The following is a 26,337-nucleotide window of genomic DNA, read 5'->3' as shown; positions in this document are numbered from 1 at the left end:
TCTGCAATGTCAGACCCCCTATGTCTGTTTTTACCTGTTGCTCTTAATTTCACATAATCCCATCCCGGACGACATTTTTTGTTGCTGTTGTGCTAAATGCCTGCTACAGATATATCGAAGTTGTTTACTAATAGCTAGTAGTCGCGATGAGCATAGATTTAGCGGTTGGCTATTTATGATCTGTAGTCCTTTATATATAGCTGAATCAAAAAATCTAAGACAACCTTAAATTTTTATTCGCAAGTCTAGCATTCTCTGAGATTGAGAGGTATGATATCTTTACATTGGCTCTAATAACTATGTAAGTATTGATAGGACAAGTACGGAAAACTACGTATTTATACAGAGATAAAGCGCCCGACAGAGACGGTGATGTCTAAGTAGAGACGCTTTCACTCACGATTGGCGAGCGTTCGGTAATTGATTAATGCAAAAGAGGTGCACGCATGACCGATCTAATTAAGGTACAAGAAACTGCCAACTACAACGAGCGATCGCTCAAAACTCTGGTCAGATCCATCACAATGTCTCAACACCAATTCTCGCTAATTTTGGTGCGCTGCAACTACGAGCAGTTGCGACAGCAAATAGCGCAGCGGTTGCGAGAAGTGTCCCCAGTTCCAATTCAAGATATCGTCCTGCCAGCTTCAGTCAAAACCCTTTATACTACTCTGCAGGCAAGCACTTTCCAGGAGGGGTACTCGCCTGTCGGTGCCACCTCGGCTTTGATGGTATTCGGTTTAGAAACAGTAGTAGCGATCGACGAACTGATGGCTTCTACCAATCAAGTACGAGACGAATTTCGCAAAAATTTTTCTTGCCCAGTCATTTTGTGGGTAACAGATGACATCGTGACCAAAATGATTCGTCTGGCCCCGGATTTCAAAAGTTGGGCTGCCGCCACAATTAAATTTGAAATGGGCGTTGACGAATTAATTAATTTCCTCGCTAAGCGGGCAGATACTATATTTAAAATAGGCGAACTCAATCAAGAACTCGCCAGCAGCAACGTCAGCACCCTCGCTAATTGTGAGACCTGCGAAACCCCCTGCGAAAAACGCGGCCTGGAGCGCGAAATGATCCCGGGAGAACGCTTTCTAACTTTTAAATCTCAACCCCAAAACCGAGGACAATCAGATCTCCACTCGTATTCGCCGTTGAGTCCGGGCAATACCTTCGATTTGGCGATCGGCTCTTTGCCACGCCGAGAACTCGAATTAGCTTTAAGAGATTTACAAAATCGCGGTGAAGAATTAGAACCCGCCCTCAAAGCCAGCCTGCAATTCGTTCTCGGTCGAGATTACTATGTCAGCGACCAAACCGAAACAGCCTTAATTCACTACCAAGAAAGTTTAGTATTTTGGCAGCAGAAAACGGGCAACTGGGAACTGGCAAACTTGGAACATTCCGACTCCTCCTTGTCGAATCCTGTCCCCAAAATTTTATTTTTAGAGAGAGAAGGCATAGTGCTGTTTCACATAGCCCTGTGTCACCGCTTGCAAGCAGCCAGAAACCCGGTTGCCAACCGCCAGCACTGGGAAGAAGCTTGGATTAGCCTGGAACAATCTAGAAATGCTTTCTCCCTTGCCTCACGCCCGGAATTGGTAGCTGAGGTGACAGCACACCTCGGAGAAGTGCTGCAGCGCCTGAAAGCTTGGGGAGAGTTGCAAGCATTAGCTGAAAATTCTTTGCAGTTGCACTTCACTTACGGTACTCCCAGCCAACTAGCTCAAGATTACGGCTTTTTGGCTGAAGTTGCCCTGCAACAGTCGAGGTGGAGTCAAGCCCGCCAGCTAGCCGAGTTGGCTTTGGCGATTTTGGATCAAACGCCTAATGATTTGAGATTGCTGATTGAAGATTTGAGATTGGGGTTTGAGGGAAATTATCCAGAATTTCTGGGTACTAACGAGTCAAGTAACGAACCCAAATCTAAAATCCAACATCCTAAATCCGACAGGAGTTCGTATCTTTTACTTTTAGCGCGAAGTTTGCGACAGCTAGGGCAGTGGGAAGCGGCGGTTCATTCTTTGGAGTTGGCTCAATCTCAAAGCGAGCCGAAGTACGACCCCCGACTTTACATCGATATTTTGACGGAACTGCAAGCGGTTTATTTCGAGCAGGGAGAGTATCTTAAAGCGTTTCGGATTAAAAAAACCCAGCGGTCGATCGAATATCAATACGGATTTAGAGCTTTTATCGGAGCCAGCCAATTGCAGCAGCAGCGCCAAGCGGTCAATCCTTCAGGCCCCTCAGCTCAAAATCAAGCTGCCATCGCAGCGTCCATGACAGCTTACTCGCGCCAAACAGATATCAATAGCTTGCTAGAAAGAATTAGCAGGGACGACCATAAATTAACTATTATTCACGGGCCCAGCGGAGTCGGGAAAAGTTCTCTAGTCAATGCCGGCTTAGTACCAGCTTTGAAAAATATTACTCCGGGCGCGCGGGATACATTGCCCGTAGTAGTCAAAGTTTACACCGACTGGCTGGTGGAGTTAGAAAATGCTTTGAACAGCGCACTGTACGACAAACAAGCCGAAGAGGAAAGTAAATTAATCTCGAAAGGAGTACAGGAAATCCACAAAAGAAGTTGCTCGGTTATTCCTGCTCGCAGCTCGGAAGTCTCTTCTTTTATTATAGAGCAGTTGCGCGAGAATGCCACAAATAATTTGTTGACTGTGCTGATTTTCGATCAATTTGAAGAGTTTTTCTTTGTTTCGACTTCTGTGGCACAAAGACAACTTTTTTATAATTTTTTACGGTTGTTTTTGAACTTGCCTTATGTCAAGATAATTCTGTGCTTGCGCGAAGATTATTTGCACTACTTACTAGATTGCGATCGCTTCCCAAATCTTGATGCTATTAATAATAATATTCTCGACAAAAGTATCCGCTACCAACTGCGGAGTTTTTCTATCAAAGACGCGCGGGCTGTCATAGGACACTTAACCGAACGGGCGGAATTTTATTTAGAGCCAGCACTGATCGATGCTTTCGTAGAAGATTTAGCAGACGAACTGCAAGAAGTGCGACCAATCGAATTGCAGGTAGTAGGAGCGCAACTGCAAGAAGAAGGTATTACCAGTCTAGCACAATACCAGCAATTGGGGGACAATCCTAAAGCGGAATTAGTGAAACGATCGCTCGAAAGAGTTATCTCTGACTGTGGCCTGGTTAACGAAGACGCAGCTTGGAAAATCTTGTTTTCCTTGACAGATGAAAGAGGCGTTCGCCTGATAAAAACCAAACACGAACTCTCGTTAGTTACAGGCCCGCAGCCAGCCGATGCCCGCGAAACTGAATTATCGGCCAGCAGAAACAGAATTTCCCTACAGCGACAGTTCGCAAAAGACCCTGAAAGCCGACAAAAGAAAACCGACAACCTCGACTTAATTTTAGACATTTTAGTTGGTCACGGTTTGCTATTTCTGCTACGGGAAGCGCCCGAAGATCGCTATCAATTGGTACACGACTATTTAGTGCGACCAATCCGCCAAAGATTCGGCTTAGAAGCCAGACTCCACAAAGCAGAAGCAGACAAAAAAATGAGTCAAGCACAGCTCTACCGAGCCAATACTTTTCTCAAACAACTGCTGGGAGTAGCAGTGATCGGCGTCATGCTGCTAACCAGTTCCACCATCGCCGCCGTAAATTTTTGGTGGCGGGCAGTTGGTCAAAAACAGCTAGCTGTCGCTCAAACTCAGCGAGCTGAAATCAGTACCCTGACAGCAGCTTCTGAAGCACTTTATTTCTCAAATAACAAATTTGACGCCATGATGGAAAGTTTGAGAGCTGGTAAAAAGTGGAAACAGATCGAACACTCCCAACAAATGTATACTCTCAAAGACACCGAGATTTTGATTTCGGCTGCCCTCCAGCAGGCAGTTTATGGAGTCAAAGAACGCAACCGCTTGGAAGGACACGGCGATGTAGTTTGGGGCCTTAGCTTCAGTCCAGACGGCGAAACAATAGCTTCTTCCAGTGTAGATAAAACCGTCAAACTTTGGCGGCGCGACGGCAGTTTGTTGGCTACTTTCAAAGACCACACTAACAGCGTCTCCTGTGTCGCGTTCAGTCCCGACAACAAAACCATAGCCTCGGCAAGTTTAGATAAAACTGTCAAGATTTGGCAAACTGACGGCAGTTTGCTGGCTACTTTCAAAGGTCATACTAATAGCGTTACCAGCGTTGCTTTTAGTTCTGACGGTCAAACGATCGCCAGTGGATCTACAGATAAAACTATCAAACTTTGGAAAACCGACGGCACGCTGCTGCGAACGATCGAACAATTTGCTCCCGTAAATTGGCTAAGCTTCAGCCGCGACGGCAAAATAATCGCTGTGGCGAGCGATGACGGTACTGTGAAACTGTGGAGTTCTGACGGCCGGTTAATCGCTAATTTATGGCACAGCGAAAACAGACAACCCTCGAAAATTTACACCGTCAGTTTCTCGCCCGATGGTGAAACGATCGCCAGTGCGGGTGAAGATAAAACGGTGAAAATCTGGAGCATCGCTGCACTCAAACGCCCACCAACAGAAAATTCCACACAAGCCAAAAAAGGTGAACTGCTAACAACTTTGCGGGGACACAGCAAGTGGGTATTTGGTGTCAGTTTCTCTCCCGACGGTCAAACACTTGCTTCTGGAAGTGCAGACGGGACTGTCAAACTCTGGAGTCTTGCTGGTGTTGGCGACAAACGCCCAACCGATGCTAGCAGCATTAAACCAGAGAGTCGCTTACTGAGAACTTTTGAGGGACACGCCGATCGAGTTACTCAGGTGAGTTTTAGCCCGGAAGGCAAAACCTTGGCTTCGGCAAGTTTTGACAAAACTATCAGGCTGTGGCGACTCGATGACGTGCCGCTCAAAACTCTCGACGGACACCAAAACCGGGTGCAAGGCGTTACTTTTAGCCCCGACGGCCAAAGGCTGGCTTCTGCTTCTACGGACAACACTATCAAACTCTGGAGCCGCACGGGGGTTTTGCTGGAAACCTTGGAAGGACACACTCAGAGAGTCGCCAGCGTCAGTTTCAGCCCCGACGGCCAGCTACTTGCTTCTGGGAGTTACGACAAAACGGTGAAGGTATGGAGTTTGAGAGAAGATGGCATGAATAATATTCTCCCTTGTCCTTCGGCTCCGCTATTCCCGTGTTCGCCTTCTGTGCTGTTCACTCTCGACGGCCACGCCGACAGCGTGATGAGCGTGAGTTTTAGCCCCGACAGCGAGGTTCTGGCTTCGGCTAGCAAGGATAAGACTGTGAAACTCTGGACTAGAAACGGCAGGTTGATTAAGACTTTGACGGGACACACAGGCTGGGTGACTGGGGTGACTTTCAGTCCCGACGGCTCGATGCTGGCTTCTGCAAGCGATGATGGTACTCTCAAACTCTGGAATCGCGACGGTCGTTTGCTAAGAACTTTTGAAGGAGCTCACAACAGTTTTGTGTTGGGGGTTGCTTTTAGCCCTGATGGCAAAATGCTGGCTTCGGCTGGTTACGACAATTCGGTGAAATTGTGGAAGGTAGATGGGACTTTGGTGGCGACGCTGCTGAAGGGTTCTAGCGACAGCGTGACTAGCGTTGCTTTTAGCCCGGATGGTTTGTTGGTTGCTTCGGGCAGTTACGATCATAAGGTGAAACTGTGGAGCCGCAGCGGGACTTTGCTGAAAACTTTGACGGGTCACAAGGATAGCGTGATGAGTGTGAATTTTAGCCCGGATGGGAAGGTTCTGGCTTCTGCGGGCCGGGATAATCGGGTGATTTTGTGGAATTTGGATCTTGACGATTTGCTGGTGAGGGGCTGTGACTGGGTGGGGGATTATCTGAGAACTAATCCTAATGTGAGCGATCGCGATCGGCGTCTCTGTGAGGGGGTTGGGGCAAAACCAAATCCATTTTAGACTTTCGATTTTAGATTTTAGATTGGGGGATTCAGTCGATTTTAGATGTTACTCACCCCCTTGAGGAGCTCGTCGATCGCTAATTTCTCCCCCCTTCCCCCTCTCTCCCTCCACCCCCTCCGCCTCCCCCTTTCTCAAAAACTATTTTTTCTTTCCCCTTGCTCTCGGCTTCCTGTAAAGTAAATAATTGTAAAGAAAAATGAGTTTTCTCTTATCCTTTGGTTAAGACCGCCAGCTAGCATTCACAATTAAGACCCGGATTATAAGTTCCTATGTCACAGCTTTTCCCGCGAAAATTTCTAGCCTCTGTTGCCGCATTTTTTCTGGCTTTGTCCGTGTGGACGATCGCACCTGCGGCCCACGCTTTCAATAATCCCGATTTGTTGCCGTCAACTCAGACGCCGATCATTGACTTAGCTAAAGCGCTTACGGATATTGAAGAAGAAAATTTGGCAAAAAATTTAAAGGCATTTGAAGCCGAAACCGGCTGGAAATTGCGAGTGCTGACTCAGTACGATCGCACGCCCGGTTTGGCTGTCAAAAGCTATTGGGGGCTAGATGACAAGAGTGTGTTATTAGTTGCTGACCCCCGAGGGGGCAATTTGCTCAATTTTAATGTGGGCGACTCGCTGTATCCGCTGCTGCCACGCACTTTTTGGGTGGAACTGCAAACCCGCTACGGTAATCAATTTTTTGTGCGGGACAATGGCGAAGATCGAGCGATTATTGAATCTTTGGAGTCTATAGAAGGCTGTTTGCGTCAAGGCGGATGCCGCGTGGTTCCCGGTTTGCCGAGGGAACAGTGGGTTCTGACGTTAATTACGTCGGTGGTTGGCGGCGTCATCTGCGGGTTTGCGGCTCAGCCTCGGAAGCCGGGACAGGTTGTGGCTTGGCAGTGGGCTCTGATTTTTTCGCCGCTGTGGGGCATTCTGTTTTTCGCTTTCGGACTTGGGCCGGTGGTGACTCGGACTTCTGACTGGTTGCCTGTGGTTCGGAATGTGTCCGGTTTTGCGATCGGAGTTTTGGTGGCATTCCTGACTCCGGTGTTGGGCAAATCTTCGTCGTCGTCGGAAACTTAGTCATTTGTTGGCAGTTGTCAGTTGGCAGTTGCCAGTTGGCAGTTGCCAGTCAACAGTCAACAGTCAACAGTCAACAGTCAACAGTCAACAAATGACTAAAAGCTGGTAAGCTGATACCTGACAACTCACAGGCGACAGCTATCCAACAAATGGAATGGCACGTAAGCGATGCCCAGAGTCTGGGATTAATCGATAACGAAATTGGCGACCACGGTTTTTCAGCGGCGGAGTACGAAATAGTCCGCCGCGTGATTTATGCGACTGCTGATTTTGAGTACAAGTCTTTAATTAGTTTTTCCGATCAGGCTTTGCAGGCTGGGGCGGCTGCTTTGGCTGCCCGGACTACGATCGTGGTAGATGTGCCAATGGTGCAGGTGGGCATTACGCCCTTGATCCAAAGTACGTTTGCGAATCCGGTTTACTGTTCGATGGAGGCTTTGACGCGCCCCCAAAAGGAAAGGACGCGGGCGGCTTGGGGGATTGAAACTTTGGCAAGACGCTATCCTGAAGGGATTTTTGTGGTGGGCCAGGCTCAAACTGCTTTGTCGGCGATCGTAGATTTGATTGAATCTGAGGAAATTCGACCGGCTTTGGTAATTGGGACTCCTTCTGGGTTTGTAGGGGTTGACGTGGCTAAGTCGCGGCTGCATGATTCGATGATTCCTCACATTCGGATTGAGGGCCGCAAGGGCTCTGCGGTGGTAGCTGTGGCTATTGTTAACGGGCTGGTGGATTTGGCTTGGCAGGCTTACGGCCAAGAGGGGAATAGTTGAGTAAGCAGCAAAATTCTCTAGCAAATTAAGTAGATGAGTCGATTGCAAATTCGCGAAGATGACCTGACAGGTAGAAAGATTGCTGACTTTCTAGGCGAACATCTCGAAAATATGAAAGAGATTACACCCCCTGAAAGCATTCATGCTCTTGATTTAGAAGCATTGCGATCGCCCGATATTACTTTTTGGACGGCTTGGGAGGGTGATGAATTACTCGGATGCGGAGCACTGAAAGAACTAGATTCAAGAAGTGGTGAAATCAAATCAATGCGTACCGCCAAGGCTCACCGCCGTAAAGGTATCGCCTCGAAGATTCTTGAACACATCATCAAAGAAGCCGAACAGCGTGCTTACGATTGCCTGAATTTGGAAACAGGGGCTTTGCCTGAGTTCGCCCCCGCACGAGCCTTGTATATACGGTATGGGTTTAAGTACCGAGGCCCCTTTGCTGAATATATTGATGACCCCAATAGCGTGTTTATGACGAAAAAGCTCGCTTGATCGCTTCTAGAATTTGGTGTATTTCTTGAAAATATCGCAATGACGCTTAACTATTGGTGTTCTATTTTTTTAGGTTGGTTTACTTAGTCATTAGTTATCAGTCGTTCTGGATTACTTCGAGCAGTGTTGCGGGCTATTAACCAACGTTCAAGCGAGCGTTGACTTTCATTGCTACGTCTGCCAGCTAGCAAACCCTCAACCTCAATGTGTTCATCTAAATCAGTCCATTCAATTGCATAACCGTCTCCAAGTAGCTGCCAATTATGTCTTTCCTCCGGGGAACCGTGCCACAAACGGGGATACCAAGCTAAGGGAACACTCAAACTGCGACCATCAGCTAAGTCCACAATCACTTTTTCGTCTGTCACCGTGACTTTAATTACAAGGGGTTCTGTTTCAAGGATCAAAGTAGTCATCCCAAGCCTCCAACAATGTTTGTTCGTATTCCTCTACAAGACGAGCGATCTGGTTTAATTCATGCTCTTTGAAGCCTCGATTTTTTTCTAGAGATACAGGATTCATCCAAAATTTGGCAAGTTGCCGATCGCGCTTAACATGAATGTGGGCTGGTTCGCCTCGATCGGAACTAAAAAAGATGAAACTGTAGGGGCCAACCTGAAGAACCGTAGGCATTAGCTGCTATCTTGTGAATTTTGTCCTAATTTTCACCTGAAATCGCTCTTAAATTTGTCGCTACGATCAATATTAATCATCAGCGGGCGATCGCCTTTTTACATCTCTGCTTTGATTAGTGCGATCGCGGTCTTTTTTTCTACCTTTTTTAATCTGTTGGCTCATCTCGACAAACAAATCCCTACGCAGATAAGGATAGTCGCTCACCCACACGTCACGGCTGGGAATATAAATATCTGAAACTTTGGCAATTCTGCCTAAATCTTCTTGATTTGACATGATTAACATTAAAGCAGCTTGGCCGGGGACAATTCCTTGGTGTTCTTTCCGCAAGGGAGCTCGAAGTGTAGTGGTAAATCCGGTTTTGTCGCCAACTTCTAAGTTGATGCGCGGTTCTAGGTTGTCAATTATTACGAGTTGTCCTTTTTGATTGACTGTTTCTTCTTGACTTGTGACTTCATCTGTGATGTAAATATCCAAAACTCGTCCTTGCCAAAAACCGCAGTATTGATATTTGCGGCATTCTGCATTCCGCAAACTCGCCCACAAAATCGGCCCCCACAGCCAGTACAAACCAGCTATCAATCCGGTGATTAAAACTAGCGGCCCGATATCGGAACCGACGAAGCTGTAGACAACCAGCACGAGAATTACGATAACCGCAGAGATTAACATTCTCCTCAAGAAATCGGGCGGTTTCCCCCAGCAATATTTGTATTGGACTCCCGTGGCGACGGCGGGAATTAGTTCTTGAAAGGTTTGGCGGGTTAAGGGAATTAGCATAGGAAGTTGGGCAACAGATTTTGTAACTGATACAACGGATGTCTGTTTGGCAGCGGATTATATAAGGGTTTTAACGGATTGATGTTGAAGTCAGAAATCAGAAGTTAGAAGTCAGAAGTTAGATTAATTCCATATTACCAATGACTGTTGACTGTTGACTGTTGACTGTTGACTGTTGACTAATGACTAATGACTAATGGCTAATGACTACAATATCTTTTCCAGGCCGTAAACGAGCGATCGCAGTTCAATGACTTTGCGTATAGACAGCAAGACTCCTGGCATATAACAAGCTCGATCGCTCGTATCGTGTCGTAAAGTATAAACTTGACCGGCGCCGCCAAAAATTACCTCTTGGTGGGCAATTAAACCGGGTAAACGGATGCTGTGAATGCGAATCCCTTCATCTGCTACTGAACCTCGCGCTCCGGCTAATTTTTCGGTTTCCTCAACTTCTGGCGGATTGAAAGTTTTTCCCATTTCTGCTAGCATTTGGGCAGTTTGAATTGCCGTACCGCTGGGGGCGTCGGCTTTTTGATTGTGGTGCAGCTCGATAATTTCTACGTGTTCAAAATACTGAGATGCCGTGACGGCGGCTTGTTGGAGCAAAACCATGCCGATCGAGAAATTGGGTATTATCAAACACCCAGTGCTCGCTTTATCAGCGAATTCAGCTAATTTTGCAATTTGCTTGCTGCTCAATCCCGTAGTGCCGACTACCGGGCGAATGCCGTAAGCTATAGCCGATCGCACGTTTTCATAAACTGACGAAGGGTGCGTAAAATCTACCATCACCCCTAACTGCTTTTCCTGAGCTGCTAATACCAGCATTCCTTGCAAGTCGTCAGTGATGGGAACTTCTAACGGGCCGCATCCGGCTAATTCGCCGGCATCGGCGTTGAGGTACTCAGGAGAGCGGTCTACAGCCCCAAATAAGGTCAGGTCACTAGCATGGGCGATCGCCTTAATTACTTCGCGGCCCATTTTGCCTGCAGCACCGTTAACAATCACCGGAATCGGAAGTTGATTCGCCATAATCTCAAAAATATCCTGAAAGTTCGATCGACTAAATTTTAACGCTTGTGCGAATTTGGGGAAACAAGGAATGAAAGACAGGATTTGTCGGCAAATCTTCAAAAACCCGGTTCCCATTCGAGAAATACTTTGCCAAATCGAGTAATTAGCTTAAAGAAACTCGGTTGTGGCACAAGTTCTGAAAAAATTACAATCAATCTCATATTAAGCTCAATTCTGTAAGAACAGACTTGTGCAAAGCTAATTTGCACCGACATATTTTTTCTGTGACTGCCAAATTTTCTCGAAATCTTCGATATGTCATGTCTGTGGCAACTAGCCTCAACCTGAGTTCTCAAAACCGACGGGTCAGGATTTTGCCTGCAATGCTTGCGGGCGCGACTGTAACGCTGCTGAATATGGGAGTTCGGGAGTTGGGAGGCCTGCAAAGCTTGGAATTGGCGAGTTTTGATTCGTTAGTGCGCTTGCAGCCAGATTCGGGGCCCGATCCGCGACTGCTGGTAGTGGGAATTTCGGAGGCCGATATTCAAGCTTTGGGGAGATTTCCGATTTCCGACGGTGCGATCGCTCAAACCTTGGCAAAATTGCAAAAGTATCAGCCAAAAGTCATCGGTTTGGATTTGTACCGGGATTTGCCTCAAGCGCCGGGACACGAAAAATTGCTGGCCGGGCTGAAAGCACCGAATGTGGTGGCGATCAACCAATTGAGCGATTCAGAAAGTCCGGGAGTGCCTGCGCCTCCGGGGATACCGCCCGATCGAGTTGGTTTTAACGACTTCGTGCTCGATCCTGATGGCGTTGTACGCCGCAATTTGCTCTCAGTCTCGCAACCAGACAAAAAGATTGCATTATCGTTTTCTTTGCAAGTGGCTTTGCTGTATCTCAAAGACAGAGTACAGCAGAAAAATAGCGCTGTTCATCCCCACCAAATCAACTGGGGAAAGGCAGAATTTGTGCCTTTAACTTCTGACAGTGGCGGCTATGCAAATCTCGACGCCAAAGGCTACCAAATTCTGCTCAAATACCGTTCTGGTAAGGAGGTGGCGCGACAAGTCAGTATCAGGCAGGTATTGAAGGGAGAAATTGACCCAAGCTGGGTTAAGGACAAGATTGTGTTGATCGGGACGACGGCACCGAGTACCAGAGATTTGTTTTTGACGCCTTACAGCCCGGTTAAAAAGCAAAGTCCGAAAATGCCGGGGGTGTTGCTGCACGCGCAAATGCTCAGCCAAATATTGAGTGCGGTTTTGGATGGACGATCGCTGTTTTGGGTGTGGCCGGAATGGGCGGAAATTTTGTGGAACGGTGCTTGGGCGATGGTTGGCGGGGTTTTGGCTTGGCGGATTCAGCATCCTGCGAGGGCCGGATTGGCTGGGGGTGCGGGATTGATGGGTTTGTTGGGGATTACTTATGGGATTTTTATTGGGGGTGGGTGGGTACCGTTAGTGTCGCCGACTTTGGGTTTGGTGGTGACTGGTTTGGGTGTCAGTGCTTACAGGAAGCTTTACGATGCTTTTCACGATTCTCTAACGGGTTTGCCCAACAGGGATTTGTTCGTGGATTGCTTGGGGCAGGCGATCGCCAATACTAGGGGCCGGCGCAGCGATCAGTTTGCGGTACTGTTTCTAGATTTAGACAGGTTTAAGGTGATTAATGATTCTTTGGGTCATTTGGTGGGGGATGAACTGCTGATGGCGGTGGTGCTGCGGTTGAGGGCGATTATTGGCTCCGGGGATACTGTGGCGCGGGTGGGGGGTGATGATTTTGCGATTTTGGTGAGGAATGTTGATGTTGAAAGTGCCGTGGATTTGGCCACTCGAATTCACCAAGCTTTAATTGTACCTTTTGAGTTGAAGGGGCAGGAGGTGTTTGTGACTGCGAGCATCGGGATTGCCCTGGGGGGCGAACCCGCTGCTACTGTCAGGGAACAGCCGGAACACTTGCTGCGGGACGCCCACACGGCGATGTACCGGGCGAAGGCTTTGGGAACGGGAAGGTATCAGGTGTTTAATGCTTCGATGCACGCTTTGGCGGTGGAGAGGTTGCAGTTGGAGACGGATTTGCGGATGGCCCTCAAGCGTCGGGAGTTTTTACTGCACTACCAGCCGTTTGTATCTTTGGCAAGCGGGAGGATTATTGGGTTTGAGGCTTTGGTACGCTGGCAACACCCGCTGCGGGGTTTGATTCCACCGGTGAAGTTTATTCCGGTGGCTGAGGAAACGGGGGCAATTGTGCCGCTGGGTGAGTGGGTGCTGGAGGAGGCTTGCCGGCAGTTGCGGCTGTGGGAGGAAATGTTTGGTTTCGATCGAGCTTTGATTATGAGTGTAAATTTATCTGGGAAGCAGTTTGCTCAGCCGGATTTGGTCGATCGCATTCAGGTGATTTTGCAAACAACGGGTTTGAGTGCCGAAAGTTTGAAGTTGGAGATTACTGAGAGTGTGGTGATGGATGATGTGGAGTCGGCGATCGCGGTTTTAAAGCAGATGAAAGGGTTAAATGTCAAGTTGGGAATTGATGATTTTGGCACTGGTTATTCGTCGTTGAGTTATTTGAGTCGGTTTCCTACGGATACTTTGAAGGTTGATAAGTCGTTTGTGGGGCGAATGGAGATCGAAAGCGAGGGGGAGAATGTGGCGATCGTGCGGACGATTGTGGCGCTGGCTCATGCTTTGGGTATGGATGTGATTGCTGAGGGTGTGGAGACGGCAGCACAATTAGCTAGGTTGAGGTCGATCGGCTGTGAGTACGGTCAGGGTTATTTTTTTGCTAAGCCGTTACCGAGCGAGGCTGCGACTGCTTTGATGGCTTCCGAGCCGCTGTGGTAGTTGTGGGTTATTAGTTATTAGTTATTAGTTATTGTACGTTAGAGCTAAAATTGAAAGTCGATGGGGTTCCCAAAACAGCTCTTTAATCTGTTGGATGCTAAAATTAGTGTTATGTAAACAAACATGAAGCTGAAAGAATTTGTCAGCCATCTCGTTATCGATCCTCGAAAATTAACAGAGTATGCTCTTAATTTAGATAATCCAGTCGGTAGCGATAAAGCTGTAATTTTTCAGCGTCGTTTAGGATTTAGCCAAGACAACTATGAATTGCTGTTAGCACAAATTTCAGCTAAAACTCTTGATGCTGAAGCAGTTTTAGGACTAAATGACAAACACGGACAGCGCTATACTGTAGACTTGGAAATTCTGGGCGCACAGGGACAGCAGGGGATTGTCCGTACAGGTTGGATCGTAGAACCGGGTAGTAATGGGGCGAGACTGGTAACACTATTCGTTCGGAGGTAAGCACGATCGTGCCAGAATTATTTGATATAGTCGAATTGTTAGTAAAATTGCCTGAATCTAATTTGCACCAGGGTGTTAGAGGGGCAATTGTAGATTGTTATGATGATGGAAATTACGAGGTAGAATTTAGCGATAGCTCTGGCGAAACGATAGCTTTGTGTACTCTGTCTACCGAGCAGTTTTTAGTTGTTTGGAAGTCGAAAGAAAGGCGTTGGTTGTCTGTATCTGAGCTATTAGCTGCGATGGTTGAACGTTTGTCTGATGAACGTCAGCAACAAATTTTAGAGTTTGCGCGTTCTGTGTCTCAGAAATAGTCTGTTTTTGGCGGGGTTTTGAGAGGAATCAGACAAACTCTGTACTTGGATTTCAAGGCTGCAGATCGACTGTTGTCCACCTATATGTCACAATAAACAAGCAATTATTATATTTTGAGTTATCCTGTGAGTCCTACTGCCGAAGTCAGCAATACCCTAAATGCGGGCGCTCTACCAACCGTTACCGCTACCCCAGCCCGCCGCGCTGTTTTTCCCTTCACTGCAATTGTTGGCCAGGAGGAGATGAAACTGGCGCTGCTGTTGAATGTCATCGATCCCAAAATTGGCGGGGTGATGATTATGGGCGATCGAGGTACTGGTAAATCTACCACAATCCGCGCCCTCACTGATTTGCTGCCAGAAATTGAGGTGGTGGCTGACGATCCTTTTAACAGTCATCCCAGCGATCCAGATTTGATGAGTGATGAGGTGCGCGATCGCACTTTATCTCAAACTGACATTAAAATCGCCCGCAAGAAAGTCCAAATGGTAGATTTACCTCTGGGCGCTACCGAAGACCGAGTTTGCGGTACGATCGACATCGAGAAAGCTTTGTCGGAAGGAGTTAAAGCTTTTGAACCCGGCCTTTTAGCTAAAGCTAACCGCGGCATTCTGTACGTTGATGAAGTCAATTTGCTCGACGATCATTTAGTCGATGTTTTGCTCGACTCCGCCGCCAGCGGTTGGAATACTGTGGAAAGAGAAGGCATTTCGATCCGCCACCCGGCTAAGTTTATTTTAATCGGTTCCGGGAATCCAGAAGAAGGAGAATTGCGGCCGCAGTTGCTCGACAGATTCGGGATGCACGCAGAAATTCGGACTGTAAAAGACCCGAATTTAAGAGTGGAAATTGTCGAACAGCGATCGAGTTTTGACCAAAATCCGCCGGAGTTTCTCGCGAAATATCAGCACGAACAAGATGATATGCAGCAGAAGTTGGTGGAAGCTCAGGAAAGGTTGAAATCGGTAACTATCGATCGAGATTTGCGAGTAAAAATCTCCCAAGTTTGCGCGGAATTGGACGTAGACGGGCTGCGGGGCGATTTGGTCACAAATCGGGCTGCGAAAGCTTTCACGGCTTTGGAATGCCGCACAGAGGTCACAGTGGACGATATTCGCCGGGTGATGACTCTGTGTTTGCGGCACCGGTTGCGGAAAGACCCGCTAGAATCAATAGATTCGGGGTATAAAGTGACTAAAGTGTTCGATCGGGTATTCGGCCTAGAAACAACTGAGGGGTAATTGGTAATTGGTAATTGGTAATTGGTAATTGGTGGTGATGAAACCTTCCCAAATTTTCATACCTAATTCCCCATTTCCAATTACTAATTCTGGCAATGGAAAAACGAATTTTAGGATTAGATCCGGGCTTAGCAAATCTTGGCTACGGGGCAATTTCCTGTCAAATTGTCCCCGGCAAACAAGATAAAAACAGCGTTTCCATGATTGATTGCGGCGTCATACAAACAACGCCAAAACAGGAAATGGGACAGCGCTTGAAAACAATTTACGACGATTTGCACGAGGTAATTGAACAGATTAAACCTGATCTAGCAATTGCCGAAAAACTGTTCTTTTACAAGATGGGAAATACCATACTTGTAGCGCAAGCGCGGGGCGTTTTGACCCTAGTATTGGCGCAGCGTGGAGTGCCGTTATTCGAGTTTACGCCGGCTCAAATTAAGCAAGCTTTGACCGGCCGGGGTAATGCAGATAAGTCCGAAGTGCAAGAGGCCGTGGCGCGGGAGTTGGAGTTGGGTTACATTCCGAAACCCGACGATGCGGCGGATGCTTTGGCGGTGGCTTTGACTGGTTGGTACGATGATGATATTTGTCCGAAGAAAATACAGTTGGAAACAGGGAAACTTTGATGCAATATCAAATCATCGGCAAATTAAGAACAAATCCGGGCAAGACATCTTCTCCCGATAAACTTACAGGAAATTGTACAATCTCTACTTCGCGAGAAGGGCGATAAATCTCCACTTTTTCGTCTAGAGGATTAATTAACCAACCCAAGCGTAAACCGCTGTTTAGATACTCCTGCATTTTCTCCTGAAGTGGCCGCAGGGGGTCTGGTCGCGATCGCAATTCTATGACAAAATCAGGACAAATTGGCGGGAATTTCTCTTGTTCTTCTGCTGTTAAAGCAGACCATCTTTCTAAGCTAACCCAAGCCACGTCAGGCGATCGATAGCCATTATTAGGTAAGCGAAAAATTGTAGAAGAACTAAACACTCTCCCTAGCTGCATTTTACGGTTCCACAAGCCCAAATCTGTAATTAAATAGGCTTTTCGATTGCCGCTGACTCCGCCTACTGGTGACATAATAATGATTTCTCCTTTAGGTGTCCGTTCAAATTGCCAATCTCGATTTATCTGGCATAAACGGTAAAACTGTTCATCTGTTAGTTCGACAGTATCTAAGTTTAAAATAATGGTTGTCATTTTCTTATCTTTCCTCTCTTTAGTCCGCGCAGACGGACTTTGTTGTATGTGTAGAAGCGATTTCAATCGCCGATTAATCTATTTTAGCGCCATTTTATTGATAATGTGTGTTTTAAATCATATGTTGCACCATTCTCTAGAATAGGTTTTCCGGCTTGTTTCACAAATAGTAGATTTTCGGGTAAGGAGTAGGGTTGGGCAGGATAACCAGCCCATATAAGAGTTATTGATAATGGTGCAATATCTCAGTTTTGACGAAGAATTAACCCTTATATAATTCCTAATTTTTTAAGTTTTATTATCCGGTTTTTAGATAAAAGTGGTAATCTGGTTTGATTTATAAGGCTTTGTCATAGGAGACACTCTCTTGTTCAAACAATCCTAAAATACCCAGGCTAACGCCCCAATTGTTATAGGCTTCAGGATAATCTGATGAATTCTAAAAGTTTGTTAGAGGAGGATATCTCCCTTTTAAAATTCACTAAATCACATTGCTTATTACCTCAAGCGATACCACCGCATCCGTAGCGGCGATGCCCCCGTGCCCGCCCCCGCCCTGCAAAAATCGATCGCCAAACCTCCGCAACCAAGCTGCCAAATCACCATTTTTAATGCGTTTTGCGATTAAGAATCTCGCAACATCCCCTCTTCCCCAGCCCTCATTCACCCCTTCGATAAATTCCATCAACTTCGCCTCGTATTCCGCATCAGTCAAAGTTGGAGGAACCCACTCTGTCCCCCCTTGCTAAGGCTGGAAGAAAGATTTGATCCTTCTTGTTCTCCTCCTTACCAAGGGGGCGTAAGGGTGGGTTAAAATGCTGTAGAGAAGTGCGGAGCACCCGCTGAATTAATTGTTTGAGGAATCGCCATATTTTATCCAACATTGGTGACATTTTGAGGCGGTTGGTTTTTTTGATTGTAGCAACAATTGCTGGGATTCGTCGTCAGTCGGATAGTCCGCCAGAGGTTGAAAAGGCGATCATCAAGATTTGTCGTTAGTCCCATAGTCCGCCTGGGGTTGAAACCCCTGTCTCATAGCGAATGTCCTCTGAAAGAGGACTAAAGAGGTACAAAATGTTAATCAATAGTTTATCTCCAAGTCCGCCAGGTGTTGAAACCGATGTCTCATAGCGAATGTCCTCTAAAAGAGGACTGAAGAGGTACAAAATGTTAATTAAGGATGACATTTTGAACATGATTAATTAGCTTTTAAATCCTTCTCATCAGTCCTCTTGAGAGGACTTCAGCTATGAGGCCGGGCTTTCAACCCTCGTCGGACTCCGCTATGAGACGGGGGTTGAAACCACATTGAACTATTGCACCAGTGATAAAATTCAAACAATCAATCCCAACCTCAAAAAAAATGCTATAATAGCAACTTTAATTGCTAAACTTATCCCACCAACAGAGAGCCCAGGAAAATAATATGGTGATTATTACCTCACAACAAATTGCCCAATTTCGCTCGCAATTAGCCGAATATCCCGCAGCCCTAAAAGCCCTAGACGCAATCGAAGATTGCGAAGGTAACATCGAAGATGCAGCGATATCTCTAGCAATTCAAGCCGGACAAGAACCGAATATATCAGAAAATTGGTTAGACGGATTAGCCAAAAGATGCCGCGTTGCTATCTGCAAATCAGAGGTTAAAGAAGAGTTGACAAACGGACAATTGAATGCAGCATTTAGAGATTTAGTTGCCGCAAAAATTTGCCCTGATATTTTGGTAACGTCGGTGATTATTTATGTATTTAAAACTGGGGTGGATGATTTTTGCGAGCCTCTCGAATATAAACTGTAAAGCCATCGCTGCATTTAAAAAGTAGGTGAGGCGAAGCTATCCCGAAGGGTAGGGAATCGCCCTCATTTCTCAAAACATGATACAACGAGGCGATCCTCTTCGAGGGCTTCGCTAACGCACTTTTTCTCTACCCCTGTGCACTACTGTACCCAGCCGGCACCAAATCCGGCGACAAACCCAAAGATTTCCCCAGCAAACGAGCAAGTTGCACTAAAAAATTAGCAGTATCTTCGTCACCTTCGCGGGCCATTGAAGCCGATATCTGGATTAGCATTTGCACAAATCCCGCATCAATTAAATCGGAACACGAACTCAAAACCTCTGGTTCTTGGCCGTTGGGGCAAGTAAGCACTCGCTCGATTAAGTTCAAATAAGCCTCTTGGCGTTCTGGATTCATTTTGGGAGGATCTGTACAGTAAATAATTTATTATTACGTTTAACTCAGTCCTGTCAATCAGGCGATCAAATATGCGATCCCCGTCTTTCCTCTAGAAACTCCATTCAGTCAGGAATAGACAGAAGTTTAAAGAAAAGATTAAGTTTCTCAATGCTAGTTTAGTCGAGGTAAGGTGCGCCGAAGAGCACCCTACTATTCAAGGGAATTAGGAATATAAAAAATGAAAATAGGAATATTTTTAGGAAATCTAGGAAACCCCGCCATCTACTATCCCAAACTAGCCCAAATCACTGGCGGAGTCACAGCCAGTATTTTTCTGTGCCAATTATTGCAATGGCAAGCACAACATTCCTACTCCGGCGAATGGGTGAAAACTAACAGCGCAGAAATAGAAAAAGCCACTGGTTTAAATCAGGAAGAACAGGAATTAGCGAGACAGCAACTTAAAGTACGATCGCTCCTGAAAGAAAAATTAACAAATCCCAACACGGACACCCTAGAACTCTGGGCGGACATTGACGCTTTCGAGGAAAAACTCAATAACTTTTGGACACCGAATCCGCCAGATACCATAACACAGATAAGCCGCGAAAGTCACAATCACCCTGTTGAAATCTGCCGCGAAACATCACCCCCAAATCATGTAGTTAAAACCGACAAATATTTCGGGCAACCCCGCCAGCAAATAGCCGTTGCTGTCACGCCTCATTACCGATTTAGCGGCCCTTGGAATTCTCAAGAACAACTGCACAACTTTCAGCGAGCTTTAGAAGGATATGCTCAAGAGCGTAATCTAGGATTTGGCAATCCTTCTGGATGGGCATTTAAAATTATTGACAGCATGACAAAAGGCTTAACCTCGACTTTTTGGGATGAATTTATCGCCGGAATCCCTTTAGGAGAAAGTCAGAAATTCCAGCGGGATTGGGAAATCGAGCCGGAAGTGCCTTATCCTGCTTTTGAAGAGGAGCGAATTCAGTATTACGTGCACAAAGGCGAACCGCTGGAAGCAGCAGTCTCTAAAGCCCGTGCTGACTTGAGAAACCCGGTTTTGGGCAAAGATTTGTGGGAGGGATTTTTGCGAAAGTGCGATCGTATTGCCGATGATGCACTCAAAGCAAAACAGCAGGGCGTTGACACACCATATCTGCCCTCTTCCTTCAACGAAAAGCCACAAATCACCAAGGATAGTGTAATGCGAAAGTTAGGGGCGATCGCCCCTCAATCGGCATTAAATCACTCCACATCTGAAACAATTGCTGAACCGCAAAAAAACGAACAAAAAGAGCTGCCCGCCCCTGCCGAAATCCCCAGTATTTCCTCTTTGCAAAAAGCTTACAAAACTCCTCTCGGTCGAAGTATTGTTGAAAAACAAATCGCTGCCAACCCAGAATGGGGCTACGAAATAGTTGACGGTGAAATAGTCGAATCAATCCCTTTTTAATGAGGCTGATATGAAACGAGTTAGCGATATTAATCCGCTGGGAGAAGAGCGACCAAATCCGTCTGAGGAAGAGAGAGAAAAACTGCGGCGGGAAAGGTTGCAGCGAGAAAGAGATGAAGGATATCAAAAGTTAGTTGAACTCTGCAATTTGGGCGAATATGACATGGCCCAGCAGTTGGCAAATCGACATCTTAATTGGGGTTATGAAGTAGTTGATGGGATTGTGATGGAAAGGATAGATTGCGATCGTCTTCAATAAGGTAGGGTGCGTCGCTATGAGATTTTTGCTCGGATTTAAATATCTTCGATGGCGACGCACCCTACCACTTGATATATTGTGGAACGGGCCGAAAAGCCTGTTCCTAAGAATGGTGCAAATTGACTACCCCAATGTCTATGTTATAATTATAACTAAAAATTAAATAACTATTAAAATATGACGACAACTATTAATGCCAATGCCAAAAACCTAACATTAGCAGAAGTACACCGTCTGTTCGGCTTTCAAAAGCAGTACACTAACTCGTTTACCTCTCTGTTATCTCTTGAAGATATCACAGAACACGAACAGCAGGAAATTATACAAATTAGGGATGATTTCGATGACTACATTTCAACTGATAGGGTTTCTGAAGGACTGGTAAAAGCTCTGACTACCTTTCCCCTCATGCGATTGGCTGGCTTCTACCGCCGCCCGATTAAAATTAGTTTAGAACAAGACATCGCCGAAATTAGCATTGAAGATGAAGATACAATCATTAAAGGACGGTTTGATATCTTAGCTGTCAACAGGATAAAACCCATCAGAAGCAATACATATTTTTGGGTTTTGGTGATTGAAAGTAAAAATTCTGGAATCAACGCATTGATGGGTTTATCCCAATTGCTAACCTATGCTTATCAAAGTTTAAAATATCAAGACACAATTTGGGGTTTGACAACAAACGGAATGCACTATCAGTTCGTCAATATTCAGGGGGGCAATAACCCAACCTATCAGCTAATGCCTTTGCTAAACCTGATGGAACCCGACTCTTCAATTTTGTTGTTGCAAGTGTTAAAAGCTATTTGCAAACTATAAAAAAAGAGGCAGAGAAAATTCCCCGCCTCCCATCTGCAATGACTGTTAACCTAAAAGTTAGATTAGCCAGCCAATACTTTTTAGTAGCCTCTGGTGTTCGGCTTGTGGACGATGAAGCTGAGCACTTGGCACTGCTTCACGTTGTCAAAACCCATAACGCGGATGTAGCAAGTAGGATTTTCTTGACGGCAAGCTTGAACTTCTGCCATGATTTCTTGGACGCTGCGAGCACCAAACAAAGGCAACTTCCACAAAGTCCAGTAGCGCATTTCAGCGGCAGAGGTTTCGTTGAATTCTACGCCGGGAATGTAGCCTTGATCCAGGATGTACTGGAGTTGCTTGGCAATTTGCGCGTCTGTCAGCGGGGGCAAATAGGACAGAGTTTCGTAACGACGCTCTTTAGGTAAAGTCTTCATTTTTGTATCTCTAAGGTGTGTGTTCGATCGCACTTGTCGATCAATTAACTCGACAAATTATCCAGATTCGGTTCAGAATCTATTGATGTTTCAGGATGACTGCTAGAAACAGACCAATTAAGTTGCGTAGTTCGCTCTAAATGCTGGCGTCTGTGTTCCATATTCGCCTGTTGAATGCCAGTACAAACCATTTCTGGCAAAAATTCCGTCACATCGTGAGCCAGATACTCTCGCACAGTCATGATCCGAAAGCCTAAATCTTGATTTTCCAAAAGCAACTCTTGAATATAAGCTTCTCCATCTTGGATTTTGCCCTTAGTGGAAAAGTCGTTCAACCAGATTGCCAGAGGAGGATTGGTTTCGCTCAACTGAGCGACCACCATCCGCACGGATTGATAGGTTAGGTAACTTGCCAGCACCTTAGCGGTGTCTTTCGCAACTTGTTTGAGATCCATTTTGACCCCAGCTCCCTCAAATTTTAGATTTTGGATTTTAGATTTTGGATGCAAACTTACAAGTAAATCTTCTTCAAAGATAAAGACTTCCCAGCAAGTTTGCGACCTAAAACCTAAAATCTCAAACCCAAAATCATCAAACGGTATCCATTGCCTCGAACTCAAACTTGATTTCTTTCCACAGTTCGCAAGCAACAGCCAATTCAGGGCTCCATTTGCAAGCTTCGCGAATAATGTCTCCGCCTTCGCGCATCAAGTTACGGCCTTCGTTACGAGCTTGGACGCAAGCTTCCAAAGCAACGCGGTTAGCTGCTGCACCAGGTGCGTTACCCCAAGGGTGGCCCAAGGTGCCGCCGCCGAACTGCAAGCAGGAGTCGTCGCCGAAGATTTCCACCAAAGCCGGCATGTGCCAGATGTGGATACCACCAGAAGCAACCGGCATGACACCGGGCATGGAGGCCCAATCTTGGGTGAAGTAAATACCGCGGCTGCGGTCTTCTTCGATGTGGTCTTCGCGCATCAAGTCTACGAAGCCCATCGTGATGCCTTTTTCGCCTTCGAGTTTACCCACAACTGTACCGGAGTGCAGGTGGTCGCCACCGGACATCCGCAAGCACTTGGCAAGCACGCGGAAGTGGATACCGTGGTTTTTCTGACGGTCGATAACTGCGTGCATGGCGCGGTGAATGTGCAGCAAAATACCGTTGCGGCGGCACCATTTGGCCAAGGTGGTGTTTGCAGTGAAACCACCGGTCAGGTAGTCGTGCATGATGATGGGGGTTTTGATTTCCTTAGCGAACTCAGCCCGCTCCATCATTTCTTCGCAGGTAGGGGCAGTTACGTTGAGGTAGTGACCCTTGACTTCGCCGGTTTCTGCTTGGGCTTTTTCAATAGCTTCTTGAACGAACAAGAAACGATCGCGCCAGCGCATGAACGGTTGCGAGTTGATGTTTTCGTCGTCTTTGGTGAAGTCCAAACCGCCGCGCAGAACTTCGTAAACGGCACGACCGTAGTTCTTAGCAGACAGACCCAATTTGGGTTTAATTGTACAGCCCAGCAAAGGACGACCGTACTTGTTCAATTTGTCCCGCTCAACGGTAATACCGTGAGGAGGGCCTTGGAAGGTTTTCAGGTAAGCAATGGGAATCCGCAAGTCTTCCAACCGCAGAGCACGCAGAGCTTTGAAACCGAACACGTTACCGACCAAAGAGGTCAGCAAGTTGGTGACGGAACCTTCTTCAAACAAATCCAAAGGATAGGCAATGAAGCAGATGTATTGGTTGTCTTCACCAGGAACTGGTTCGATGTCGTAGCAGCGACCTTTGTAGCGGTCGAGGTCGGTCAGGAGGTCAGTCCAAACAGTTGTCCATGTACCTGTAGAAGATTCAGCAGCCACAGCAGCGCCTGCTTCTTCTGGGGGAACTCCCGGCTGCGGTGTGACGCGGAAGGCAGCCAAAATATCTGTATCTTTCGGCGTGTAGTCCGGCGTGTAATACGTTAGTTTATAGTCTTGAACTCCGGCTTTATACCCAGCCTTTGATTGAGTTTGGGTTTGCGCGTAAGCCATATCTCGCTTCCTAGTATTCGCTTAATTTTTTTGCCCGATCGCAGGCTGTTAAAAATATATCAACAAAATGGCACTCTCAAATTTTAATATTCTTTTTATCATCATAAGTATTGTTTATTTTGCTTTACATTCCGAAAATCTTTGTAACATATCTTATAAAATCCAAGCGACGAAGGATGGAGGAGGAAAGGCTGGGGATCGGAGAGCGGAGGGGGAATTTTGAGCGAGCGAAAGATATGGTGCAGCAAGCCGAACAGCGGATCAATACGGTTTATGTAAAGAATTTAATACTTAAAAATCAGAATTGGTAATGGGTAATGAGCCAGAGGGAAGTAGTTAGAAATACCTAAAGTTGTGGTTGGGAGTTAAGATCGATCGCCCGATCAATCTCAACTACAATTCAGTATGTAGCAATCTAAAATCCCAAATCTAAAATCCCGTAAATCTGAGACCGCTAACTCAAAAATCCACAGGATACCACATAATATGGACAGGGCTTGTGCAGCAAGAGCAAGCTTGTTTCTCAAACCAAATCCGTCGTTACAGCAATTTAACCTCGCTGAAAACCTGGTTTCTGCGTTAACTGCGCGTAAGTCTAGTATGGATATTTAGTCCCATTTTTACTCTGGTTGTGCCTCACCCCCCTTCAAAAGCCGTCCACTGCATCAATCCAGATTGCCCAAGGCCCTACCCTCAGACTTGGGGCAACAATTTTTGTCATAGTTGCGGGGCTCCGCTGCAGCTAAAAAATCGCTACGTGCCTCTAGAAAGCCTCGGTTCCGGGGGTTTTGCAGCGATTTTCACAGTTTGGGACAAAGAAACTCAAACCGAGCGCGTCCTGAAAGTGTTGCTCGAAACTGCCCCGAAAGCGCTGAAACTGTTCGAGCAAGAAGCTTGGGTTTTGGCACTTTTGCGGCACCCCGGCGTTCCTAGAGTCGATCCTGACGGTTATTTTCACGTCCAAACGCAAAATTTTGCAGGTGGCGAGGGAAATCCTGCGGCGAAGCGGCTGCCTTGTTTGGTAATGGAAAAGATTCACGGCAAAACTTTAGAAGAGGTTCTCGACGAGCACCCTCAAGGATGTCCGCAGGAATGGGTGTTTAGTTGGCTGAGTCAAGCTGTGGAAATTTTAGAGGAGTTGCACAGGAGTCAGATTATTCACCGCGACATTAAACCCTCAAATTTGATGCTGCGAGACCCGGAATCGCCCCAAGTATTGCTGAGCAAGGGTTTGGGCGGACTGCAATTGGTGACGATCGACTTTGGGGGAGTTAAACAGATGGGCGGTGTCGAACCGGTGGGGAAAGATTCTCCGAGTTCGACGCGGTTGATTTCGCCTGGGTACAGTCCGCCGGAACAAATTGTGGGCGGCGGTGTGGTGCCGGCGACGGATTTTTATGCGCTGGGGCGGACTTGTATTCATTTGCTGACGGGGAAGTATCCGGCGGAAATTGAAGATCCGATGACGGGAGAGTTGCGGTGGCGCCACATTGTATCTGTGAGTCCGCCTTTGGCTAATTTGTTGGACGATATGGTGCGATCGAACGTGCGGGAACGTCCGGCGACGGCTGGGGATGTTCGGGCGCGTTTGCAGGAGATTTATGCTAGGAGTAAGGGCAAAATCGCGATCGCCCCAATGGGTCAAGCTATTGTAGAATTCTGTCGGCAAGTAGTGGTGACGGGGGCGCAAAAAACGGGAAGTTTGATGGTTGTGCTGTTCGGCGCGATCGCCCAAATCGTGGTAGCTTCTCTGGATACGGGCTGGGAAATGGTGCTGGGTGCCGTTGGTGGAACTGCGGGGGCGATCGGCGGTTTGGTTTTGGGCTATGCTTCGCCTATAGGTCAGGAAATTGCCAGTTTTCTGAATCAAGGTTTGCAGCAATTAATTCCTAACATCACTTTCGCTGTGGGGCCGGAAGTGCTGCTGTTTGGGTTTGCGGGGTTCGGAACTGCGATCGGTTTGACGGATGCGGGGAGTTTTCGCCAGCAAAAACAGTATTGGCTGTCTGGATTGATGGGAGCTCAGGGCTATTTGTTGGCGGGTTTGTGCTGGATGGAAGCAACAGCTTCTAGTGGTGTGCAGGGGGTGATTTTGGGAGCTTTTGCGATCGCCTCTTTGACTGTGGGAATGGGTTTGCGGAGCCATCAATTAGTTCACGCTTTGGTAGTGGCTGTTTTCTCTACGGGAATGTTTCTGTTGCTGAATGCGTGGAACATTTTTCCGGGGAGTTTCTTTGGGATTTTGTCACTGTCTAACGTTACCTTCGGCTGGCTGCAAGTTTGGGGTTCGATTATGTTTTTTGGTTTGTTGGGAAGTGCGATCGGGCTTTGTTTGGGAGTCAGCCATTATTTGGTTGTGCCTTTGTTGCGGTGGTTGGGCTGGAAGTAGGAATTAACACCAAATCACTATGATAATC

Annotated in this window: 24 protein-coding genes; 14 read left to right on the top strand and 10 right to left on the bottom strand. The window is 46.7% G+C overall.

Annotated features, from left to right (window positions below):
• The first annotated feature begins 446 nt into the window (after positions 1 to 446).
• The 4 genes from QUB37_RS15140 (at position 447) to QUB37_RS15125 (ending at position 8,256) form a co-directional block, all read left to right on the top strand.
• Complete coding sequence (locus tag QUB37_RS15140) at positions 447 to 5,903, top strand: WD40 domain-containing protein (protein ID WP_333163287.1); 5,457 nt, start codon at positions 447 to 449, stop codon at positions 5,901 to 5,903.
• A 272-nt stretch (positions 5,904 to 6,175) separates the two neighbouring features.
• A complete protein-coding gene (locus QUB37_RS15135) occupies positions 6,176 to 6,982 on the top strand; it encodes a TPM domain-containing protein (protein WP_333163285.1) in 807 nt (268 codons plus the stop codon).
• Positions 6,983 to 7,131: 149 nt separating this feature from the next.
• A complete protein-coding gene (locus QUB37_RS15130; RefSeq protein WP_015179019.1) occupies positions 7,132 to 7,755 on the top strand; it encodes a precorrin-8X methylmutase in 624 nt (207 codons plus the stop codon).
• 33 nt (positions 7,756 to 7,788) lie between these two features.
• Complete coding sequence (locus QUB37_RS15125) at positions 7,789 to 8,256, top strand: GNAT family N-acetyltransferase (RefSeq protein WP_333163282.1); 468 nt, start codon at positions 7,789 to 7,791, stop codon at positions 8,254 to 8,256.
• A gap of 83 nt (positions 8,257 to 8,339) precedes the next feature.
• On the opposite strand, the gene QUB37_RS15120 is transcribed toward QUB37_RS15125, so the two are convergent.
• The 4 genes from QUB37_RS15120 to dapB form a co-directional block, all read right to left on the bottom strand.
• Positions 8,340 to 8,672 (bottom strand): DUF2442 domain-containing protein, encoded by a 333-nt coding sequence (locus QUB37_RS15120; protein ID WP_333163280.1) that lies wholly within the window; start codon positions 8,670 to 8,672, stop codon positions 8,340 to 8,342.
• A complete protein-coding gene (locus tag QUB37_RS15115; protein WP_333163278.1) occupies positions 8,653 to 8,889 on the bottom strand; it encodes a DUF4160 domain-containing protein in 237 nt (78 codons plus the stop codon). Before QUB37_RS15115 ends, QUB37_RS15120 begins: the two co-directional genes overlap by 20 nt.
• Before the next feature lie 72 nt (positions 8,890 to 8,961).
• Complete coding sequence (locus QUB37_RS15110) at positions 8,962 to 9,672, bottom strand: phosphate ABC transporter permease (protein ID WP_333163276.1); 711 nt, start codon at positions 9,670 to 9,672, stop codon at positions 8,962 to 8,964.
• 207 nt (positions 9,673 to 9,879) lie between these two features.
• A complete protein-coding gene (dapB, locus tag QUB37_RS15105) occupies positions 9,880 to 10,707 on the bottom strand; it encodes a 4-hydroxy-tetrahydrodipicolinate reductase (RefSeq protein ID WP_333163274.1) in 828 nt (275 codons plus the stop codon).
• Positions 10,708 to 11,009: 302 nt separating this feature from the next.
• Here dapB and QUB37_RS15100 point away from each other — a divergent pair, with 302 nt between their 5' ends.
• The 5 genes from QUB37_RS15100 to ruvC all read left to right on the top strand — a co-directional run bounded on the left by QUB37_RS15100 (position 11,010) and on the right by ruvC (position 16,182).
• The gene (locus tag QUB37_RS15100; RefSeq protein ID WP_333163272.1) at positions 11,010 to 13,532 is read left to right on the top strand and encodes an EAL domain-containing protein; all 2,523 of its coding nucleotides are present in this window, start codon (positions 11,010 to 11,012) and stop codon (positions 13,530 to 13,532) included.
• Positions 13,533 to 13,655: 123 nt separating this feature from the next.
• Positions 13,656 to 13,997, top strand: a complete 342-nt coding sequence (locus QUB37_RS15095) for a DUF6883 domain-containing protein (RefSeq protein WP_333163270.1) — start codon at positions 13,656 to 13,658, stop codon at positions 13,995 to 13,997.
• An 8-nt stretch (positions 13,998 to 14,005) separates the two neighbouring features.
• The gene (locus tag QUB37_RS15090) at positions 14,006 to 14,311 is read left to right on the top strand and encodes a DUF4926 domain-containing protein (protein ID WP_333163268.1); all 306 of its coding nucleotides are present in this window, start codon (positions 14,006 to 14,008) and stop codon (positions 14,309 to 14,311) included.
• 126 nt (positions 14,312 to 14,437) lie between these two features.
• On the top strand, positions 14,438 to 15,553 hold the full coding sequence (gene bchI / locus QUB37_RS15085; RefSeq protein ID WP_333163266.1) for a magnesium chelatase ATPase subunit I: 1,116 nt from the start codon (positions 14,438 to 14,440) through the stop codon (positions 15,551 to 15,553).
• 95 nt (positions 15,554 to 15,648) lie between these two features.
• The gene (gene ruvC, locus QUB37_RS15080; RefSeq protein ID WP_333163264.1) at positions 15,649 to 16,182 is read left to right on the top strand and encodes a crossover junction endodeoxyribonuclease RuvC; all 534 of its coding nucleotides are present in this window, start codon (positions 15,649 to 15,651) and stop codon (positions 16,180 to 16,182) included.
• 7 nt (positions 16,183 to 16,189) lie between these two features.
• On the opposite strand, the gene QUB37_RS15075 is transcribed toward ruvC, so the two are convergent.
• Together QUB37_RS15075 and QUB37_RS15070 are read right to left on the bottom strand one after the other, a co-directional pair.
• Positions 16,190 to 16,759, bottom strand: a complete 570-nt coding sequence (locus QUB37_RS15075; protein ID WP_333163262.1) for a Uma2 family endonuclease — start codon at positions 16,757 to 16,759, stop codon at positions 16,190 to 16,192.
• A gap of 481 nt (positions 16,760 to 17,240) precedes the next feature.
• Entirely contained in the window at positions 17,241 to 17,474 is a 234-nt protein-coding gene (locus QUB37_RS15070) for a hypothetical protein (protein ID WP_333163260.1), read from the bottom strand.
• 711 nt (positions 17,475 to 18,185) lie between these two features.
• Here QUB37_RS15070 and QUB37_RS15065 point away from each other — a divergent pair.
• Positions 18,186 to 18,560 (top strand): hypothetical protein, encoded by a 375-nt coding sequence (locus QUB37_RS15065; protein WP_333163258.1) that lies wholly within the window; start codon positions 18,186 to 18,188, stop codon positions 18,558 to 18,560.
• Between the two features lie 127 nt (positions 18,561 to 18,687).
• On the opposite strand, the gene QUB37_RS15060 is transcribed toward QUB37_RS15065, so the two are convergent.
• The gene (locus tag QUB37_RS15060; RefSeq protein ID WP_172187985.1) at positions 18,688 to 18,957 is read right to left on the bottom strand and encodes a hypothetical protein; all 270 of its coding nucleotides are present in this window, start codon (positions 18,955 to 18,957) and stop codon (positions 18,688 to 18,690) included.
• Positions 18,958 to 19,177: 220 nt separating this feature from the next.
• On the opposite strand from QUB37_RS15060, the gene QUB37_RS15055 reads away from it, so the two are divergent.
• From QUB37_RS15055 to QUB37_RS15045, 3 genes are all read left to right on the top strand, one after another.
• The gene (locus tag QUB37_RS15055) at positions 19,178 to 20,401 is read left to right on the top strand and encodes a hypothetical protein (protein ID WP_333163255.1); all 1,224 of its coding nucleotides are present in this window, start codon (positions 19,178 to 19,180) and stop codon (positions 20,399 to 20,401) included.
• A 10-nt stretch (positions 20,402 to 20,411) separates the two neighbouring features.
• Positions 20,412 to 20,660 (top strand): hypothetical protein, encoded by a 249-nt coding sequence (locus tag QUB37_RS15050; protein ID WP_333163253.1) that lies wholly within the window; start codon positions 20,412 to 20,414, stop codon positions 20,658 to 20,660.
• A 177-nt stretch (positions 20,661 to 20,837) separates the two neighbouring features.
• Positions 20,838 to 21,482: a restriction endonuclease subunit R gene (locus QUB37_RS15045; protein ID WP_333163251.1), complete on the top strand. Its 645-nt coding sequence runs from the start codon at positions 20,838 to 20,840 to the stop codon at positions 21,480 to 21,482.
• 80 nt (positions 21,483 to 21,562) lie between these two features.
• Here QUB37_RS15045 and QUB37_RS15040 read toward each other — a convergent pair whose 3' ends face one another.
• The 3 genes from QUB37_RS15040 to QUB37_RS15030 all read right to left on the bottom strand — a co-directional run bounded on the left by QUB37_RS15040 (position 21,563) and on the right by QUB37_RS15030 (position 23,920).
• Positions 21,563 to 21,898 (bottom strand): ribulose bisphosphate carboxylase small subunit, encoded by a 336-nt coding sequence (locus QUB37_RS15040; protein ID WP_333163249.1) that lies wholly within the window; start codon positions 21,896 to 21,898, stop codon positions 21,563 to 21,565.
• 44 nt (positions 21,899 to 21,942) lie between these two features.
• Positions 21,943 to 22,353, bottom strand: a complete 411-nt coding sequence (rcbX, locus tag QUB37_RS15035) for a RuBisCO chaperone RbcX (RefSeq protein ID WP_333150391.1) — start codon at positions 22,351 to 22,353, stop codon at positions 21,943 to 21,945.
• A gap of 136 nt (positions 22,354 to 22,489) precedes the next feature.
• Positions 22,490 to 23,920 carry a form I ribulose bisphosphate carboxylase large subunit gene (locus QUB37_RS15030; RefSeq protein ID WP_333163247.1) on the bottom strand — a complete coding sequence of 477 codons (1,431 nt, stop codon included), beginning with the start codon at positions 23,918 to 23,920 and terminating at the stop codon, positions 22,490 to 22,492.
• A 631-nt stretch (positions 23,921 to 24,551) separates the two neighbouring features.
• On the opposite strand from QUB37_RS15030, the gene QUB37_RS15025 reads away from it, so the two are divergent.
• Positions 24,552 to 26,309: a serine/threonine-protein kinase gene (locus tag QUB37_RS15025; protein WP_333163245.1), complete on the top strand. Its 1,758-nt coding sequence runs from the start codon at positions 24,552 to 24,554 to the stop codon at positions 26,307 to 26,309.
• The last annotated feature ends 28 nt before the right edge of the window (positions 26,310 to 26,337 follow it).

Source organism: Microcoleus sp. AT3-A2 (genome assembly GCF_036705685.1).
In the GTDB taxonomy this organism is placed as follows: Bacteria; Cyanobacteriota; Cyanobacteriia; order Cyanobacteriales; family Microcoleaceae; genus Microcoleus.
Note: the sequence above shows the minus strand (reverse complement) of the source record. Positions and strands in the feature narration are given on the sequence as shown.